The 17,517-nt window shown below is 47.1% G+C and carries 20 protein-coding genes and 1 pseudogene; 14 read left to right on the top strand and 7 right to left on the bottom strand.

The features are described 5' to 3' along the window. Window positions 1-7: 7 nt before the first annotated feature. From trxA to ACNOGP_RS11770, 3 genes are read right to left on the bottom strand one after another with little or no spacing between them, the layout of a single operon-like run. Window positions 8-307, bottom strand: a complete 300-nt coding sequence (trxA, locus tag ACNOGP_RS11780) for a thioredoxin (protein ID WP_004319936.1) — start codon at window positions 305-307, stop codon at window positions 8-10. A 3-nt stretch (window positions 308-310) separates the two neighbouring features. Next, window positions 311-856 carry a hypothetical protein gene (locus ACNOGP_RS11775; protein ID WP_060451179.1) on the bottom strand — a complete coding sequence of 182 codons (546 nt, stop codon included), beginning with the start codon at window positions 854-856 and terminating at the stop codon, window positions 311-313. A gap of 3 nt (window positions 857-859) precedes the next feature. Next, a complete protein-coding gene (locus tag ACNOGP_RS11770; protein WP_004319940.1) occupies window positions 860-1,489 on the bottom strand; it encodes a recombinase family protein in 630 nt (209 codons plus the stop codon). 254 nt (window positions 1,490-1,743) lie between these two features. Between ACNOGP_RS11770 and ACNOGP_RS11765 the strand changes: the two genes are divergently transcribed. The 14 genes from ACNOGP_RS11765 to ACNOGP_RS11700 all read left to right on the top strand — a co-directional run bounded on the left by ACNOGP_RS11765 (window position 1,744) and on the right by ACNOGP_RS11700 (window position 12,269). Continuing rightward, window positions 1,744-2,856, top strand: a complete 1,113-nt coding sequence (locus tag ACNOGP_RS11765; RefSeq protein ID WP_004319943.1) for a hypothetical protein — start codon at window positions 1,744-1,746, stop codon at window positions 2,854-2,856. Between the two features lie 24 nt (window positions 2,857-2,880). Beyond that, window positions 2,881-3,327 carry a hypothetical protein gene (locus ACNOGP_RS11760; protein WP_004319947.1) on the top strand — a complete coding sequence of 149 codons (447 nt, stop codon included), beginning with the start codon at window positions 2,881-2,883 and terminating at the stop codon, window positions 3,325-3,327. A 9-nt stretch (window positions 3,328-3,336) separates the two neighbouring features. After that, on the top strand, window positions 3,337-3,819 hold the full coding sequence (locus ACNOGP_RS11755; protein ID WP_225449529.1) for a hypothetical protein: 483 nt from the start codon (window positions 3,337-3,339) through the stop codon (window positions 3,817-3,819). Next, window positions 3,809-4,303 carry a hypothetical protein gene (locus ACNOGP_RS11750; RefSeq protein WP_044917835.1) on the top strand — a complete coding sequence of 165 codons (495 nt, stop codon included), beginning with the start codon at window positions 3,809-3,811 and terminating at the stop codon, window positions 4,301-4,303. Before ACNOGP_RS11755 ends, ACNOGP_RS11750 begins: the two co-directional genes overlap by 11 nt. Window positions 4,304-4,382: 79 nt before the next feature. After that, on the top strand, window positions 4,383-5,267 hold the full coding sequence (locus tag ACNOGP_RS11745; RefSeq protein ID WP_060451180.1) for a hypothetical protein: 885 nt from the start codon (window positions 4,383-4,385) through the stop codon (window positions 5,265-5,267). 209 nt (window positions 5,268-5,476) lie between these two features. Continuing rightward, the gene (mobV, locus tag ACNOGP_RS11740) at window positions 5,477-6,928 is read left to right on the top strand and encodes a MobV family relaxase (RefSeq protein ID WP_060451181.1); all 1,452 of its coding nucleotides are present in this window, start codon (window positions 5,477-5,479) and stop codon (window positions 6,926-6,928) included. A 54-nt stretch (window positions 6,929-6,982) separates the two neighbouring features. Then, entirely contained in the window at window positions 6,983-8,389 is a 1,407-nt protein-coding gene (locus ACNOGP_RS11735; RefSeq protein ID WP_004319956.1) for an OmpA family protein, read from the top strand. Window positions 8,390-8,432: 43 nt separating this feature from the next. Continuing rightward, complete coding sequence (locus ACNOGP_RS11730) at window positions 8,433-8,696, top strand: hypothetical protein (RefSeq protein ID WP_195590808.1); 264 nt, start codon at window positions 8,433-8,435, stop codon at window positions 8,694-8,696. A gap of 159 nt (window positions 8,697-8,855) precedes the next feature. Beyond that, window positions 8,856-9,011, top strand: coding sequence for a hypothetical protein (locus tag ACNOGP_RS11725; protein WP_165601821.1), 156 nt, complete (start codon window positions 8,856-8,858; stop codon window positions 9,009-9,011). Between the two features lie 72 nt (window positions 9,012-9,083). Next, the gene (locus tag ACNOGP_RS11720) at window positions 9,084-9,488 is read left to right on the top strand and encodes a hypothetical protein (protein WP_121765587.1); all 405 of its coding nucleotides are present in this window, start codon (window positions 9,084-9,086) and stop codon (window positions 9,486-9,488) included. Then, on the top strand, window positions 9,476-9,826 hold the full coding sequence (gene tnpB, locus ACNOGP_RS11715) for an IS66 family insertion sequence element accessory protein TnpB (protein WP_004296723.1): 351 nt from the start codon (window positions 9,476-9,478) through the stop codon (window positions 9,824-9,826). The genes ACNOGP_RS11720 and tnpB overlap by 13 nt, the downstream gene beginning before the upstream one ends. Window positions 9,827-9,912: 86 nt before the next feature. Beyond that, window positions 9,913-11,478, top strand: coding sequence for an IS66 family transposase (tnpC, locus tag ACNOGP_RS11710; protein WP_121765588.1), 1,566 nt, complete (start codon window positions 9,913-9,915; stop codon window positions 11,476-11,478). Between the two features lie 126 nt (window positions 11,479-11,604). After that, window positions 11,605-11,895 (top strand): hypothetical protein, encoded by a 291-nt coding sequence (locus tag ACNOGP_RS11705; RefSeq protein ID WP_004319960.1) that lies wholly within the window; start codon window positions 11,605-11,607, stop codon window positions 11,893-11,895. 2 nt (window positions 11,896-11,897) lie between these two features. Continuing rightward, window positions 11,898-12,269, top strand: a complete 372-nt coding sequence (locus tag ACNOGP_RS11700; RefSeq protein WP_060451226.1) for a DUF2958 domain-containing protein — start codon at window positions 11,898-11,900, stop codon at window positions 12,267-12,269. Window positions 12,270-12,670: 401 nt separating this feature from the next. Here ACNOGP_RS11700 and ACNOGP_RS11695 read toward each other — a convergent pair whose 3' ends face one another. The 4 genes and pseudogenes from ACNOGP_RS11695 to ACNOGP_RS11680 all read right to left on the bottom strand — a co-directional run bounded on the left by ACNOGP_RS11695 (window position 12,671) and on the right by ACNOGP_RS11680 (window position 17,491). Then, a complete protein-coding gene (locus ACNOGP_RS11695; RefSeq protein ID WP_183128855.1) occupies window positions 12,671-14,275 on the bottom strand; it encodes a zincin-like metallopeptidase domain-containing protein in 1,605 nt (534 codons plus the stop codon). A 37-nt stretch (window positions 14,276-14,312) separates the two neighbouring features. Then, the gene (locus ACNOGP_RS11690; RefSeq protein WP_121765590.1) at window positions 14,313-16,124 is read right to left on the bottom strand and encodes a reverse transcriptase domain-containing protein; all 1,812 of its coding nucleotides are present in this window, start codon (window positions 16,122-16,124) and stop codon (window positions 14,313-14,315) included. A 561-nt stretch (window positions 16,125-16,685) separates the two neighbouring features. Then, window positions 16,686-16,880: pseudogene (locus ACNOGP_RS11685) on the bottom strand (ArdC family protein); the annotation flags it as partial. A 5-nt stretch (window positions 16,881-16,885) separates the two neighbouring features. Next, window positions 16,886-17,491 (bottom strand): hypothetical protein, encoded by a 606-nt coding sequence (locus ACNOGP_RS11680; RefSeq protein WP_004319966.1) that lies wholly within the window; start codon window positions 17,489-17,491, stop codon window positions 16,886-16,888. Window positions 17,492-17,517: the final 26 nt, after the last annotated feature.

Below are 17,517 nucleotides of genomic sequence, written 5' to 3'. Positions count from 1 at the left end.
TGCTCTTTTATCTTAAAAACGGGTCAATCGTTGCCAGCAACTCTGATTTCTGCATCACACCGCTCGTCCTCCACAACACTTCGCCGTGTCTGAACAGCATCAATGTGGGCACAGACTGTATGCCATACTGGCTTGCAGCCACCCCATACTTGTCCACATCCACCTTGATGATGCGTATTCTGTCACCCAACACTTCCTTCACCTGCTTCAGGATGGGGTGCATCATCTTGCATGGCTGGCACCATGTGGCGAAGAAATCGACCAAGACCAGTTGGTCGCCTGATATAACGTCTTTGAATGTTTCCATATTTTAAACTATTGACAAATTACCTTTGGAATAGGTCATGCTTTCTGCCTCATAAATAAGCACATCATCGAAGATCTTGATGTCTCGTTTCTTATTCAACCATCTTTTCTCATTAGACCTATACCAAAGGTTTATGATACAGATGCTTTCTTTAGGTGTTGCCTTTTTCTTTTGTGTGTTTTCTGTAAGGACATCCTTGTATGTCGAAATGAAAACTGTTTCAACGTCCTCAACGTTTTGTGGAGTCTGTTGAGTCGAATCGCTAAAACTACCAATCCATAAAGAAAAAGGTTCTCGAAAGTTTCTTAAATGTTCGTGCCAAGGAGCCACTCTCGTATGTATTGGTGTTCCAGAGCGATGGAGGCCAAAATACCGATAGTCATCCTTGCTAATGGGATGCCCTTTACCTTTTTTGCTACCCGGACAATAATAAAAGCTGAACAAATGACAGTCACAAGTATTTGGGTCATTCAAATACTCGGACAAAGACGTAAAAGTATCGAATGGACCAACCCATTGAATCGTGAAAACCTTTCTAATATCTTCCATTTCTTATTCCTCTCTTTTATTCCTTTTCTTCAATGGTCCGCTGTGCGGCCCACGGTTCAGCGTCACACCATGCTTGTTGAGTATACGGAACACGGAACTTCGGCTTGTGAAGCCACTGATAGCGAAGATGTCATCAATGCTGTGCCCCTCGTTGTACATGTTCACGATATTCTTCTCACGCTCCAGCTTCGACAGTGCCCTTTCCGACTTCTTGGGCGGCCGGATATTCTGTTGCAGATGGATGATGTGTGCCGATGCCTTGCGCAGCACGGCACACTCCTCAGAGAGTGACCCGAACATACGGATGACCTGTGAGGGCTTGGTGTCGGGAAAAAGTTCGTCAAAAGTATCGATGCGGTCTTGGATGGAGATGATGCGAACCACCTTCACACGGCAGTATTCTATGAATGTAGCCAGTTCACGGGTGCCACGCAGTGCGTTGCTGAATCTCGACACCACCAGCTCGTCGCCGCGCTCCAGACTCGATATTAGCTGCTTCCACATCGGGCGCAGCCTCTCGTGTTCGGACAGTTCTTCTATCACCTGTACACAGCCGTATTGCTGCATCCAAGCCTTGTCTTCTGCATACTCTTCGCCATTGGTGGCGATGAAGATGTAACCTACTTTTGCCATACTGTTGTACGCTATTAAATGAAATCAAGTGCAAAGGTACACTATTTTTCCGAGAAACAATCATACTTGGACGAAAAATCATACTTAAACACGATAATTTGCCATTTTCTTTTCACTTGATTTCATTGAAAATCATACTCGCAAGTATGATGCACAAATAAGATTAAACTTACTTTCATTCTTGCAAATATATCGCTAAAACGCATTAACTTTGCACCGTCAATTTCAAAATCAGACTCAAAATAATGACAACAATGAAATATGAAACCCAACTTTTCGGAGGACAAACCAACCTCCATTGCATGAAGCAAATATTGCATAATGCAAAATCAAACTCGCATGGCTGTATCAGACTTGCCATTTGTATTGCCACTGCGTTTGCCGTAGTCATGCTGACAGCATGTTCAGACGGAAACGGCACGAAGTCGTTCCATTCGAGCGATGAAGCCATCAGAGAGTATCATGGCTTTCTGACCACTCTTCGACAGAACGACAAGGTCTCAATTCAGACATTAGTTAAGATTGTCAACGAATGGCGCGTGTTGGACGATTCCGTGACATCGTGCATCTCACGTGACACTGTCAGGAAAGCCCACTCATACCCGTTCACGGTATATCATGAGTTGAACGACTCCATCCACATCGAGCTGTGCCGTATGGCGATGTCTAAGCAACGCACCTTTCACGACCTGCTCTATCTCAGAGAACAGACCTCTTCCCATGTTGGTGATGAGGAACTACAGCAAGCCGTGAAGGAAGCACAGCCGTTCTTTGCTTCCTTGGACAGCCTGCCTATATATAATAAAGGTGGTAAACAGGCGGTACTGAAGCGTTACCTGCTGTTCCTGCAAAAATCCGCCAAGCAAGGCATTCACGGCAAGGAAGACCTGCTCGCTTTCATCAAGGAAGAGCATTTGTATTTCAAATCCTTCCTGCAATACCTGCCGGATTTTGCTGACGATGACATCGGTGACATCAGACGGAATACCGAACAATGCTGTCGGGAGATACTCCGTGCCGCCGACCGCAAGGATTTGTCACACAAGGATGCCATGATTTATCTCTCCATGCGCACCAACCTCCGTCTGCTGCGCAATGCACAAGCAGCTATCGAGGATCTGAAAAGTGGCAGGGTAAAGGACGAGCACACCATGCACGCCTACCTCCTGATGATGATGCAGCCGTTCATGACGATGGATGACCTTTCCGTGAGCGTGCTCTCCGACAAGGACAAGGCAGACCTCTACAAGATAGCCGATGCGCTTCCTAAGGAGATGGACAACCTGGCCAAGAAGCTGCACCTCGACAAGCAACGCCTGTCAGATATGCCCATTCTCATGATGAAGATTTATGTTACAAGATTATAAACACCCCAAACAGAGAATACGATTATGTTAGAACAGTTTTGCGATGATTTCCTTGCCGTCGTGCCTTTGCAGTTGCCAGAACTGCTGGACAAGCGCAAGATGGAGAAGCCTGTCAAGTATGACGATTACGTGCTTCTTACTTTCCAGTTGAACACCCCTTTCACGATAGAGGAAGTGATGGATATGCTCGAAGACGAGATGGAAATGATAATCCTCTATCACCACATTCCAAGCCGTCATACGGAGTTCGGGCACAGCTGCTGTGCCTATTCCAACCCCTCTTTCGGACGGATGTTCAAGGTCAACGGCTCCACCGATGAGCGTGGCATGGTCAGCCAGATAAAAGTGACCATCTATGACTCGCTGGAGCACATGTCGGCAGATGTATGCCTCGACCTCAGCCTGCACTGCAAGAACGGATTCTTCAAATACATGAAGCCCAAGGAGGAAGTCCTGCTCGACTTCATCTGAAAGTTACATTTGCCAGATGACAGTCCTGTTCTACCGCAACAACGCACCATTCTGTTGTCCACAACCAAAGCTAAAGTCATGCCGCAAACTCCCGACCATCTGATGAAGGAAACGCTTTACATGAAGATTATCCATCTTCTCGACCGTCACCGCACATGGCTGGAGATTGAGAGCATCGCCACTGTCCGCAACCACACGATAGTCAGGAACGGCAGAATGACCGACATCCTCAGCCGTGTGCTTGTGGTCAAGGCCATCCACCATCATTTCCCCTACACGAGAGGGCAAGTGTGGCAGATAGCCGAGTACGACATGGAACAGGCTATCAAGAGCCTTCGGACAACCGACGGGGCTTTCCGTCAGAGAATAATCAAGGGAGAACTGACACTGGAGGATGTGGAGCGTATCATATCCACTGCCACACACGGTGTCGTCCAGCCCGACCTGAGTCCACTTCCATTATTCACATGCTATACATATTATGACAAGTAAGATACTGTTTCTCATCCTGATGTCGGCGTTCTTCTTTGTGCCGATGATTCTGCACAGAAGCCGCAGACAGTTTATGACACGGTTCTATCTGCGCATGACCGCGCTTGTGACAGCAAGGAAGCTCTACCGGCTGATGCTGCTCATCCTGCTGTACGTGTTCCACTTCCTCTACCTCTGTGTACACTATAACGACATAGGCGTAGTGGCTTCCACCATAGCGTTTGCCATATTCTTTGTCTTTATGGATGTAGAGAGGTGGCTGCAGCGTCTGCACGAGGAGCGGACACCATTCCGCATCGCCGCGTTGGCGGCAGTGGTGTTTGTCTTCACTCCTCATCTGTTCACGCTTGCTGTCACCATCTCCTTTGTCCTTCTGGCATCACTGTTCTATCCCTCGCGCATAGTCATATCGCTGTGGAAGAACAAGGCTGACCGCAAGATGCTCCTCGAAGACACAGAAATGCTCATCATATACTACTATTAAGTATCACCTGTATCATGCCGTTCCTTTTGTATAATGGAGCTGGCGACAAACAACAGTATTCACCAAACAGATTATTGAAATGAAGAAACAGAAACATAGAACGAGTTCCGGCAAGATGTCTGAACGGATGTCCCTGTTGGAGTTCTTGAAAGAGAGGTCCGGGATAAGGCTGTCGAAGCTCGAAGCCTACCTTGACCTTGTGGACAAGGCTTCTGTACAGTACATCCCCAAGGATCTGTGCAAGCAGGAGTTCAGCCTGTCCAACGGGCAGTTTGTAATCACCATTACCGAACTGGCAGGATGCTGGCATTGGCACCGCGCCACTGTCCGCACCTTCATCGAGCAGTTGGAGAAGATGAACCAGATTTCCGTCACCCGTCTCACGAAGAGCCAAATCATCACCATCCCGATGTTGGCTGAGACACCTGCCGTTTCTCCGATTGACGCAGCCTTGGATGTGTTCCGCCAGAAGATGCGTACCGCATTGGACGAATGGCGAAGCGGCAAGATGTCCGCATCGGCTTGCGCCTCGGAATGTGAACAACTCTACGAAGATGCTACAGAGGAAGTAGCCATTATCTTGCAGAAAGCCGACAATGGCAATTCAATTGGCAAGGTGCCATGCGGAAGCAACATTCCCGAATCTGTAGGACACGCCTTTTGTATGACTGCACTCACAGCTGTCTGCGAAGCCACCTTCCATCAGGTGCTTTCGCAGGAAACAGATAACGCCCTCGCTACCTCCCTTCTTCCCTTCTTTTACAAAGACCTGGGAGGAGACTGGCTCTCATTCATCGAGGCGGCAAAGGCAATATCAGAATTGGCATTGGATGGCAGCTCACCAGCCTTGCAGCAGGAAAGCGCAGCCATCAAGTCGCAGTTCCAGTCGCTCTGCCGACCTTTCCTTGCCATTATAGCCAACCAAGAGGTTTCCTGTCCTACTATAGGCTCTAATGACCTCTAATAATCATCGTATAACGCTTCTTCTTTTCTACTGGCACCGTGCTTCACACGTCTGCCATTGCTGTAAAATAATCGGGCTTGCCCGTTGGTCGGAAATGAGGGAATTTGGGTAGCCTAATACCCCTCTTGGTCTCCGACCATCGGGAGGCTGTCCTTACAAGCAGCAAGCTGGGGACAGGAGAGTTGTACACACATAAAAGGAAATTGGTTATGGCAACACCAAAACAGGTTATGGATTTCCGACCATCTAAGGGAATCACCACAGCACAGAGCAACGAGCACCAACGCCGTTGGACGGAAAAGGGTTGGGGATCCGCTGAAGCGACAGGCAACTACGACCGCAGCCGTGAGCGGCTCAACTTCGAGATTCGGGGCGGCAAGGTCTATCCCATTGACAAGAGCCGAAGCATCCCGGAGCGCATGGCTGACATCCTGCGGAGCCGTGGAATCAAAGACCCCAACGAGGGACTGGCAGAGCCGCGCTTCCGCACTGTGGTCAATTTCATCTTCGGAGGCTCTCGTGAGCGTATGACGGAACTGGCATTCGGTGACCAGAAGGTGGATCTGACTCATGGAGCGGACAATTCGCATCTTACCCGATGCAAGGACATTGAGGAATGGGCAAAGGATGTTTACCGCTTTGTTGCGGACAAATACGGTGAGGAGAACATCGTCGCTTTCATCGTACACTTGGACGAAACCAATCCGCACGTCCACTGCACCCTCTTGCCAATCAAGGACGGCAAGTTTGCGTACAAGCAGATATTTGCCGGAAAGGACAAGTACGAGTTTTCTGCCAGGATGAAAGCCCTGCACAGCGAGTTCGCCGAGGTCAACAAGCGTTGGGGCATGGAGCGCGGGACTTCTGTTTCAGAGACGGGAGCACGCCACCGCACCACCGAAGAGTACCGCCGCCAGCTGTCAGAACAGTGCACCACCATTGAGCAGTCCGTCGCCGCCCATCAGCGGACACTCGCCTCGCTCCAGTCGGACATCCGTCTGGCAGAGCGGAGAGTAAAAGGACTCACCTCAATGGTCAACAACCTCTTGCAGGAGAAGGCTGAGAAGGAGGCGGCACTTGCTGAATTGCATCGGCAGATTCTTGCGGGTCACGACAATCCTGATGCTCTCCGTCAGCAAGTCCAAGAGCTGGAGCAGGAACTGTCCGCTATCCAGTCGAAACTGGACGACAAGAAGGAAAAGCTCTCAGAGGCTGACCGCAAGCTCGATGCCCTGCGTGAGGAGATGACCGCCATGAAAGAGCGCACGGAGGAGTTGCGGCAGGAGGCACACAGATATTCCGATACTATCCGACAAGGTGCGGACACCGTTCTCAGAAATGCCCTTCTCGAAAACATGGTCAGCGAGTTCTCCGAACGTGTGGCACGGCTTTCCAATGAGGGCAAGGACGTGTTTGACGATTCCCTGCTTCAGGCCTTTGCAGAGAATGGAACGGAGGTGATGTACTGTGCCACGCTTCTATTCCTCGGCTACGTCGATGATGCCACCACCTTTGCCGAAGGTCATGGCGGTGGGGGCAGTTCGTCCGACCTCAAATGGGGACGTGACGATGACGAGGATGAACGCGCTTGGGCACGCCGATGCATGATGAAGGCTGCACGCATGATGCGCCCCTCTTCCGGCAAAAAGAAGAAACGATAAGCGGCACTGTCACGTATCACCTGTTATAGTATTCACCAGATTAAATTGAACAACATGAGAAAAATACTTATTCTATCCCTTGGCTTAGCCCTGTCATTGGGCGTACAAGCCAAAGACTATCACCGCACGGCGGACACCACCACCGTTGTACGCAGACTTTCGGCAGACGGTATGCTTCGTCCGCTTAAACCTTCCTACATGAAAGGGGCATTGGTCGCTTCGCCGTGGACGGACAACTGGTTTGTCCAAGCGGCAGGAGGAACTACGGTCTTCCTCGGCAAACCGCTCGGATGCAACGACCTATTCGGTCGCATGAAACCGGCATTCTCCGTGTCGATCGGCAAATGGTTCACACCTTCCGTCGGCGGTCGTCTGAACTATGGCGGTATGCAGTTCAACGACTGCAACAACTCCTCGCAGGACTACCAGTACCTTCGTGCTGATTTCATGTGGAATGTCCTCGGCAACCTCTACAAGGACGATGTACACACCCTTGCCCGATGGTGTGTCATTCCATACGTGGGCGTGGGTATGCTGCACAACAAGGTGAATGCCCACAAGCCCTTTACCATTTCCTACGGCATACAGGGGCTGTATCATCTCTCCCCACGCATTGCTGTTACGGCAGAGATAGGCAACATGACCACCATGCAGGATTTTGACGGCTATGGCAAGGCACACCGCCTTGGCGACCATCTGCTGTCCGCATCCCTCGGCCTCTCTGTCCGCATTGGCAAGACTGGCTGGAAGCGAGTGATAGACGCTCGTCCGTACATCGCACAGAACGAATGGCTTTCCGCCTACGCCGCATCCCTTTCTGACAGCAACAGCCGCTATCACGCCCAGCACGATCGAGACTGTCAGACTCTGGAACAGCTGCGTAAGATTCTTGCAATCGAGGGACTTCTGGACAAATACGGCCACCTCTTTTCTGACGATGCCACTTCCTCCGTCACAAACGGTTATCCTCGAAACGACTACAGCGGTCTCAACTCGCTGCGTGCAAGAATGAGAGACAAGTATGGTAATGGTCAAAAGACAAAGGTCATGGAGTCCGCCTCTTGTACAGAAGAATATGGCAATGCTGAAGGTGAGCCGGAAGACGATTACCTATCGCTCATCCACTCAGGAAAGGCTTGCATAGGTGCGCCCATCTATTTCTTCTTTGAACTTGGCACTGACAGGTTGCTCAACAGGTCGCAGCTCGTCAATCTCGACGAAGTAGCACGCATCGCCAAGAAATATGGCTTGAAAGTTAAGGTCATCGGCGCTGCCGACAGTGCCACAGGCAGTGAAGCCATCAATGATAACCTCAGCCGTTCCCGTGCCAGATTCATTGCAGAGGAACTGATGAAACGTGGTATGGAAAGTGGCACCATCTCTCAGATTTTCGATGGCGGCATTGACGATTACTCGCCCAATGAGGCGAACCGCCATACCAGAATTATGTTGTATCTATAGCCAGACATACAGCTCCGAACAAGAGCACTAAAACTTTTTTTCATTGATAAATTTTAAGCGAGGGGGCTTGTCCGTGACGGATAAGCTCTCTCCCTTTTATATACATTTTTTTCTATTCGCTTTATCAGGTCCACTTGCCGATGCCCATTTTTCTTTGCAAAGTTACTGCCCGGGCGAATGGTCAAGTACCGCCATGCTAACAGGCAGAGGACTGAACGACAGCTTTCCGCAAATCAAAGATTTGGGTATTTCATTAACTCCTCTGTCTGTTTCCTTGCCTTATCGCCCTCATTCCGCAGTCTTTTGATGCACGAAAAATCTGTTCCCGGCAAGCGGAGCCGAAAGGCTTCAAAAGGAGGGAAGAAAGAAACGGTTATGCGAACGTAGAGGGAATATATTCACTATGCTGAGTGTGAGTTTCTTCAACGAAGTTAAAAACAAGTTGAACATTCAAACATTAAACGATATGAGGACAAGAAGATTGAGCAAAGAACAAGGAAAGCAGTGCAATATCAGCCGTTTCCCCAACTTTCACAAGAGCGGAAGCATCAAAGGCATGAAGCGCATCTACTATGGCATGGATGCCTTGTTGGTGCGTTGCGGAGATTATATCTACAAGTAAGCGTCTCCGCGATTCTATCTTGTCGGCCTTTTTTCATTCTTATATTTTTGCTATGTATAAAAATGAAGCATTATGGATTTAGCAGAAAATCGATTTGGAAAAACTTGGAAACATTTCCTTGAAGTATTGAAAGTAGACTACAATTGTTCTTTAGCCGATGTTTGCCGCGATCAGCATACCACTTTTGGTGGTATGAGTTCCTGGATGTCCAGACGGGGCTATAGCGTTAAACAAGCCAAGGCAGATGTGGTCCGTGATTATTATGGCGGCGTTGAACCGTCCCCACTGAGCACTACCTCTCCTGCGTTCACTCAAATAGCACCCGCCATGTTGTCGGAAGAAGAGTTTAGTCTTGCCGGGATCACAATCACCTTTAACAGTGGAACCACCATTTCGGTCAAACGGGCCACACCCGGTGGTGTGATTAAAATGTTGCGCGATTACGAAAGAAAGGAGGGAGATCCATGTATTCTCTAACATCAGCCAATCGATACTATCTGTACCAGGGCTTTGTTCGTATGAACCTTGGCATTGACGGTTTATTCAAAATTATACGATCGGAAATGAAGGACTTGTCTCCCGTTTCCGGAGATATCTTTTTATTCTTTGGTAAAAACCGACAAAGTGTAAAAATACTGCGTTGGGATGGCGATGGCTTTCTTCTGTACTACAAGCGCCTCGAAGGTGGAAGTTTTGAGTTACCGACATTTAACCCCAATACAGGCAATTACGAGATTTCTTATCAGGTTTTGTCTTTTATCTTAAATGGAGTGTCATTAAAGTCTGTACGGTTGAGAAAGCGTTTTAGGATCTAATTCAACATTTTGATTATTAGTTATTTGCGCTAAAGATATCATCCGGTTTATTTGGCCAATTCGTTGATTTTTTATATCTTTATGCCATGAAAAAGGATGAGATCATAGAGTTATTGAAGGAACAAATCAAGGGATTACGAGATGACAACAACAGACTCTTGGACCAAATAGATGCTTTGATAAAGGAGGTTTCTTCCCTTAAAGAGGCACTCCTTCAAAAAGGCGAATCTCTTAGCAAGCAACAGCGCCTTACTAAGGGACTCGCCAAACTTGTATCCAACACATCCGAACAGCAACAGGCTCCCCAATCTGCCATATCCGAAGAAGAGCGGCAGAAGATAGAAGCGGAAAAAGCAGATAAGCGTAAAGCAAGAAAGAACAATGGGGCCAAACGTGACATGCATTATGAGATGGAGGAAGAAGAACATGTCGTTTATCCCGATGATCCCGATTTTGACATCAATAAGGCCCGGTTGTTTACCACTGTTCCCAGAATATGCGTCCGCTATGAATGTGTACCCATGCGCTTCATCAAGCATGTCTACAAGATACACACCTATACGCAAGAAGGTCGCCTGTTTGAGGGAAAAACACCGGCTTCGGCCTTCTTGAATTCCAGCTATGACGGTTCATTTATTGCCGGATTGATGGAATTACGTTATATACAATCGCTACCTGTTGAAAGAATCATCAACTACTTCGAGAGTCATGGCTTTACGCTGAAGAAACCTACGGCTCATAAGTTGATAGAAAAAGCCTCAAGCCTCTTCGAAAATCTTTATAAGTGCATCCGGCAGACAGCTTTGAGTGATCCTTATAAGGCAGCCGATGAAACCTATTACAAAATACTCGTCCCGGAAAAGAACAGCAAGGGAAAAGGAGTCAGGAAGGGATATCTTTGGGTGGTTGTCGGCATAAACACCAGGATGATATACTTGCTCTATGATGACGGCTCCCGGTCTGAAAGAGTTATTCTTAACGAATTAGGCAGTTGCAAAGGTATCATACAAAGCGATGGTTACTCACCTTACCGGAAGCTCGAAAGCGATGCTTATCCCAATATCACACGCATCCCGTGCTTGCAACATATAAAACGTAAATTTATAGATTGCGGTGAGAAGGACCCGGATGCAAAAAGGATCGTGGAGCTGATAAACGCACTTTATCAAAACGAGCATAAGCATAAAGTTGGGGTTGAGGGATGGACGGTAGAACAGAATCTTATGCATCGAAAAAAGTATGCGCCGGACATACTCGGAGAAATAAAAGATGTGCTTGATGAAATAGAAGAACGGGGGGATTTGTTACCTAAGAGCGAACTGCAGGAAGCCATTACCTATCTTCGCAATGAGTGGAATGCAGTGGTGGACATCTTTAATTATGGTGACACTTATCTGGACAACAATATGGTTGAACGGATGAACCGGTACATATCCTTATCAAGAAAAAACTCATTGTTCTTCGGCAGCCATAAGGGGGCCGAACGAGGCGCCATACTCTATACGATAGCACTCACTTGTAGGATGCATAAAGTGAATCTATTTGAGTATCTCACGGATGTGATAAACAGAACAGCCGAATGGCAACCGAACACACCAATTGAAAAATACAGGGAACTGCTTCCTGACAGATGGGAAAAGGCTAATGACTAAAAAGGGATCATTAGCCTTTTTATTTTAATACACTATATAGAATCGCGGAGACGCTTACATCTACAACGTCAGCAGTGAGCCAAACATCTATTATCAGGCAAGTATTTAACTCTTAATTCAAAGGATATGAACAACAGATTATCAGAAAACGAGAAGGCATTTATCGAGTGCTTCTCACGGTTCGTAAACGGTCAGATGGGTTCAGCCGCCAAGGTAGGCAATGCCCTTGCAGATGACCATCGCTATCTCATCAACGAAAAGGGCAAGGTGGTGTTTGCCTTCTTGGAACGCCTTGCCAACGACTATCAAAAAGGTCGTTATGACCAGCGTAACGAGTGGGTGTGCCGATTGGCAGCAGAGACCATCGAACACCTTGTTGAAAACAGAATGTATTACAGAACACTTAACAACGATTGACTATGGCAAGCAGATTGATTACACCCACGTTGGAGGAGAGACTGAAATCCTATCCTCTTTACTCACAGGACGGCAAAGGCAAGGATGCCGTTTGTGTGGCAATATTCTTCATCGGACACGTCCGTTGGTTCGTACTTGAAGGGCAACAGGAAGGTAACGACACCACGTTATTCACCATCGTATGCGGTCTGCATGAAACGGAGTATGGCTATACCTCCGTCAAAGAAATGGAGAGCGTAAAGGTGGATGGCTCCAAATATGGAGTGGACGAGATATTTCAAGTGGAGCAATTGGACGGTTTCAAGCCGGTGAAACTGAAGAGCATTCCAGACGAGGATTTACAGACTTTCCTGAATAGAATGGAAAAGAAGTGAACATCATATGATAACCCCCAAAGACAAAAGATAATGGACAGAAATCAACTTATCAGGCATATCTGCCGCTGCATTAAACGAGACCGCTTTTGTTGGAGGAACTATCTTCAACCATCCTCTTACTATGGTCGAGAACTCGCAGTCACTCCGTTATTTTGCTCCTATGGGCAAATCGGGTATAGCATCTATTTCCCATATTCCAATTTGCCAAACATCGACTACGATTGGGAGACCAAAGAATTAACTGTTGATGACATAGATTGGAAAGAGTGGATAAGAGACTGTCAAAAGTAACTCCATAACCAAAGCAACCGCAGGGACAATACTCCTTGCGGCTGACTATTGTTAGTACCTACTATGAGTAGTAAAGCCTACGATTAGTATATACTACGATACTACTCTCATCTTCGGAAAGCGGACTTGGCAACGTGCTCCTCTTGTACCTCTTCCTTCTGGTACTCCTCCATGTCGAGCAGTTGCTCATACGCAGAGCTGATGTTTGCATCCATAGAATGGTCATGACTGAAAGGGAAGGAGTGTTTCACTGAGAGTCCTGCATTGGTCACAGTCCCCACATCCAGACTATCCTTATCCTTGTTATATTGCAGGTTCAGCAGACCGCCATTTGGCATCTGGAATATCGGCATCTTTCGTTGCGCCAATTCCGAAAACTCTTCGGCGGTCATCTCCCTCGCCACAGCCTTCACGTCCTCACTGGCACGTCCTATGCCATAGCGAGTGATATGGTCCCGTATCTCCTGTTCCGTATGCTTTAGGAACACCTCGTATGTGCCACCGACACTGCCATTATATACCACTGCAAAGTCCTTGTCCTCAATCAACAGGTCATCGCCTCTGTTCTGGCACGGCTTCCTGTAGGTCTGCTTCTCGTCCATGCCGTTACCGTCATAGTAATCCTTGGCAAGTTTCAGCAGTCCATCATAGTCTCCTCGATCTTTCAGCTTATCCAGTTCCGATGTGTCATCCGTTGATTGGAGATAGGCAACGGAAGCGTAATATACCTGCCCGGCATCCTTACTTCCCTCCATTTTCTCCTCATTGCCGACATTTTCCGTCTGCTCAGCCTTTTTCTCCTGGTCTATCTCCATCGCAATCTTGTCGATATGCTGCGTGAGCATCGAGGTGGCTTTCTTCACATCGAGCAACGTGGTCTTGATGAACTGCGGCGACTCTTTCAGCGAATCCAGCCAAGACTTTAGATAGGCAGCCGAATCTCCCTTCAAGTGCTTCGTCATGCCATATCGCTGAGCGGTCAGCGCAGCCGTCAGTTCTGCCACCAGTTCCTCGCGTGCATACTCTGCCGAGCCGAAGGTAGCGGGCTTGATGCGGTCCAACTGTCCCTCCGCACCCGTTGAGTGTCCCATCTCGTGGAAAAGGTTCGAGTAGAAAGACTCCCCATCCTTGAACTGCCTTTTCTCCGGCATCACAATCTCGTTTTTGCTGATGGAGAAATAGGCGGAATCACCGAACATGGGTTTGATGGGACATATCCAACGGTTGTCCGCTATCATCCTATCCACGGGTTCAAAGGCAAACTGCTCGTCCTTCTCCACCTTAGGCATCGAGTATTCCTGTTCCAGTTTCTCCCAAAACTCTGGTCTGACCTCCTTCAGGTTGGTCTGCGACACATTGAATACATGGTAAGTCTGAAGCTTTGGATATACATTGTACTTTTCGCGCTCCTCCTGAGAGAGCAGTTTGTAGTCCTCCCACTTGATGTGCTCTTTTGTTTCCTTATTGACCACCGTAAACGTGGTGAGCATCACGGGGAAAGAATGCTCACCCTTCAATACCGACACACGAGGCTTCTGTTCCTCGTCTTTCTTGCCAGTTTTGTTAAACTGCTGTATGCGGTCGAAGGTACAGAAGCGAGGAATCTTGTAGCCCTCCTTCTCGCAATGCAGGAGTAGTAGGCTCGATATTCGACGCCTTGACACCTTTCGGTGGTAGGTTTCCAAATATCTGCCCCCAAACCGTACGTACATGTCTCCATGTATACGGCTTTCCATTAATAACATCAATCTATTTTTCACTTGCTCTTTGGATTTTCGCATTGCATGTTTCGCATACTACTAACGTTTTCCTGCGCTTTTTGAGCATAAGTTTTTCCCATTCGTTCTCACCCTTTAAAAGTGTGAGTTTACGCACGTGATGCATCACTACATTGCCAGTTTGACCGCATAGTTCGCAACATGAAGTTTTAAGTCTGTCAACAAGAGTTGGCTCAGGAAGCCAACAAGTATTTGGCAGATTGTCCACTTCGGGAAAATCGTTGATAGTTTGGCGCTTAAAGCCTTGATTGTATAACACTACACATTTCTCTTTGCCATTCTTATCCTTGTAGGGAATCACAAAGTCCTTATCTTTTCGGTATTTATTTCTTACCTTACTGATAGTACTGTTGTGCTTGTTGGCAAGGGTTTTGTATAGGCTAAACCTCATCGCATAGCCAAATCCGCTTCCTACCGCAGCTATATTGTTGGCAATAGAGAAATAATTGTAGAAACCTCTGATTTCAAGATTGTATTGCATCAAGATTTCTTCTTCCTTCTTACCGACTAAATATCCACGAGATTCGGGCCACCATAATCTTCTTCCTTGAATGTCCTTGATTCTTATGGCCTTTAGAGCCAAAAGTTTCTTTTCGACATTATCGGGAGAGAGCGATATGACAACCTTCCCTTGGAAAGACCTACGGGTGAAGCCAAGGCTATTTCTTCGTAGCGTATTTGACTTTTGGACTGAGATTTCGAATCCGAGAAATTTAGCATGTTCATGCGAGTGAGTGATTAAGGTCTTTTCATCGGAAAGTTCCAACTTCAGTTTATCACGCATATAAATCGTGATGTCCTCTTTCATCTTCTTGCAATCTTCTTTACTGCCAATTACTCCGATTAGGAAATCGTCTGCATAACGAACATATTTCATTCGTTTGTAGTTTTCATCCATTGCCATGTTGTACGGAATTGTAACCATTTTGGCTTTCAATGCTTGGATTTCGTCCATTAGTTGTTGTCTAACAGATTCGTCCATTTCGCTTTTAAGCTTGCGTTTCAGTGCATTACGTTTGTTGCAGAAACGGTTATACTCGGGGTTGACCCTTCTGCCTTTTCCAGTGTTGAAGTTTTCGGCATATTCCTTGATATACTTATCGAACTGGTCAAGATAAATGTTTGCCAAAATTGGGCTAACGATTCCACCTTGGGGTGTTCCCGAGTACGTCTTGTGATATGTCCATTTCTCCATATAGCCAGCATTGAGAAACTTGCGGATTAGTCGTAGAAAACGTTCGTCACTAATTCTCAGTTTGAGAATATCGATGAGTACATTATGGTCAATATTATCAAAGAAACCTTTTATGTCTCCTTCGATAAACCATTTCGCACCAGTGAAGTGTTTTTGGATGTCATCCATTGCAGTATGGCAACTCTTGAAAGGTCTAAAGCCGTGAGAAGTGCATTCAAAATGCCCTTCATATATGGCTTCAAGAAGCATTCTTGTTACCTCTTGCACAAGTTTATCCTCAAAGGACGGAATACCAAGAGGACGGAGTTTTCCGTTTTTCTTTGGTATATACGTTCTTCTTGCCGGAACTGGTTGGTAAGTCTCGTTTTTGAGGCTTTCGATGAGTCTTTCTATTCTTTGAGTTGACATTTGGTCTATAGTTTTGCCATCTGCTCCAGGTGTCATATTGCCTGGCTTTGCATATATGCGCTGATAAGCAATATAGAACATCTGTTCATTGAATAGATTCCGATACAGCCTTTCGAACTTGTAATCCGAAACTTTGCTGTGAACGATTAGATTGTTTAATACTTGCTCTGGATTTCTCATAATGTCTCTCACATTATCCTTTGTTTGTATTAAGTTATTAACTGCTCTCCTTCGCCATGTGCAAGGCTTTCCCTTGCTCGGACTACTACGAGAGCTCCGTTACCATGTCGGGTATTCAGAACCTATAATTCATAGCCTTTCGGCATCCCGATTTAGGTAATCCCAGTTTAGTTACGTAATAACTATTAGCACGATAGATTTTCGGATGCGACTTTCGTCTTTTTCTACTTATTGCAGTGTGTCGTAACCGATTCTTTTGCCACTCAGACTGATGTTTTGAATGAGGGTGTTACGATACGTCGTTTGTAATTGCCTTCCGACGCAGCCACAGCGTATGCCACTTGACTATCGTTTAACCAATCAAGGTTTCATCCTTGTATCTATCTTTCTACCTCACCCCTCAGTAGCAACATGGCAATTAGTTGACTTAGGGTTTTACTGACATGCTACACTCCCCATCGGGTTTCCCCTACGGATAAGTCAGTTGGTAGTAGGTGATTCGAATCCTCACCTAATCTCTTGCCAAAGAGATATTTATTACGCAGCCAATACTGGCGCACGCATCATAGCGTTCATGCCATTATATTCTCGTCCGTTCAGATTTTTCGGCCATTGCAGCGTACCCTCAGTAAACCAGGGCTTTTTCCATCCGTCTTTGCCCGACAGCGACTGAATACGCTCAATCATCATATCGGCAAACAGGTCGAGTGCCTTGTCTTCGGCACTCGGACCTTCTTTAGTATAAGGTTTTCCCATAGTCATTAACCATTATAGGGCTGAGGAACATATTCGCTCATCTCCGACACTCGGCAGGAGAAGTCCAACTTGTCATTGAAGACACTGACAGACAACGCCCCTTTGATGTTCGCTTTCACACCCGGTTGCAGCCATGCCTCACGTTTGCCATCGAAGAGGAAGAAACTTACCCAGATGTATTCAAATCCGTCCTGTACTTTCTCTGCACTGAAAGCGGAGAACTGGCAGTACGGCACACCATTCTTGTCCGTCTTGTCCTCAATGCTCTTGCCCACCTTGCCGCGGAACTCCATCACGCCCTTGATGCAGTCCTCTGCCTCGGCAGGCTGGTGGCTGATGCTGCTTGCCGACAGGTTGAAATAAAGGGCATCGCCCCGTTTCCTCGGTACCAATACACCGACTACCTCAATGTGCTCGCCAATGTTGCAGCTGCCTACATCCGTAAGTGTCCCGTCCTTGATGACCGACACCTCGATAGTCTTGTTAATCCCGCTCTTCGCCGGAATGACTATGTTCATGGCAAAGCTCACAAAGGCCTTGCCCTCCTTGTTCGTGCGGCAGGTCGCAACCTTGCTGACCGTTCCGCACACTGTTACATTACATTTGATCATTGCTCGATACTTTTTGAATTATACAT

Source organism: Bacteroides difficilis (genome assembly GCF_048319815.1).
GTDB lineage: Bacteria > Bacteroidota > Bacteroidia > Bacteroidales > Bacteroidaceae > Bacteroides > Bacteroides zhangwenhongii.
This window is presented reverse-complemented; position numbering and strand designations above follow the sequence as displayed.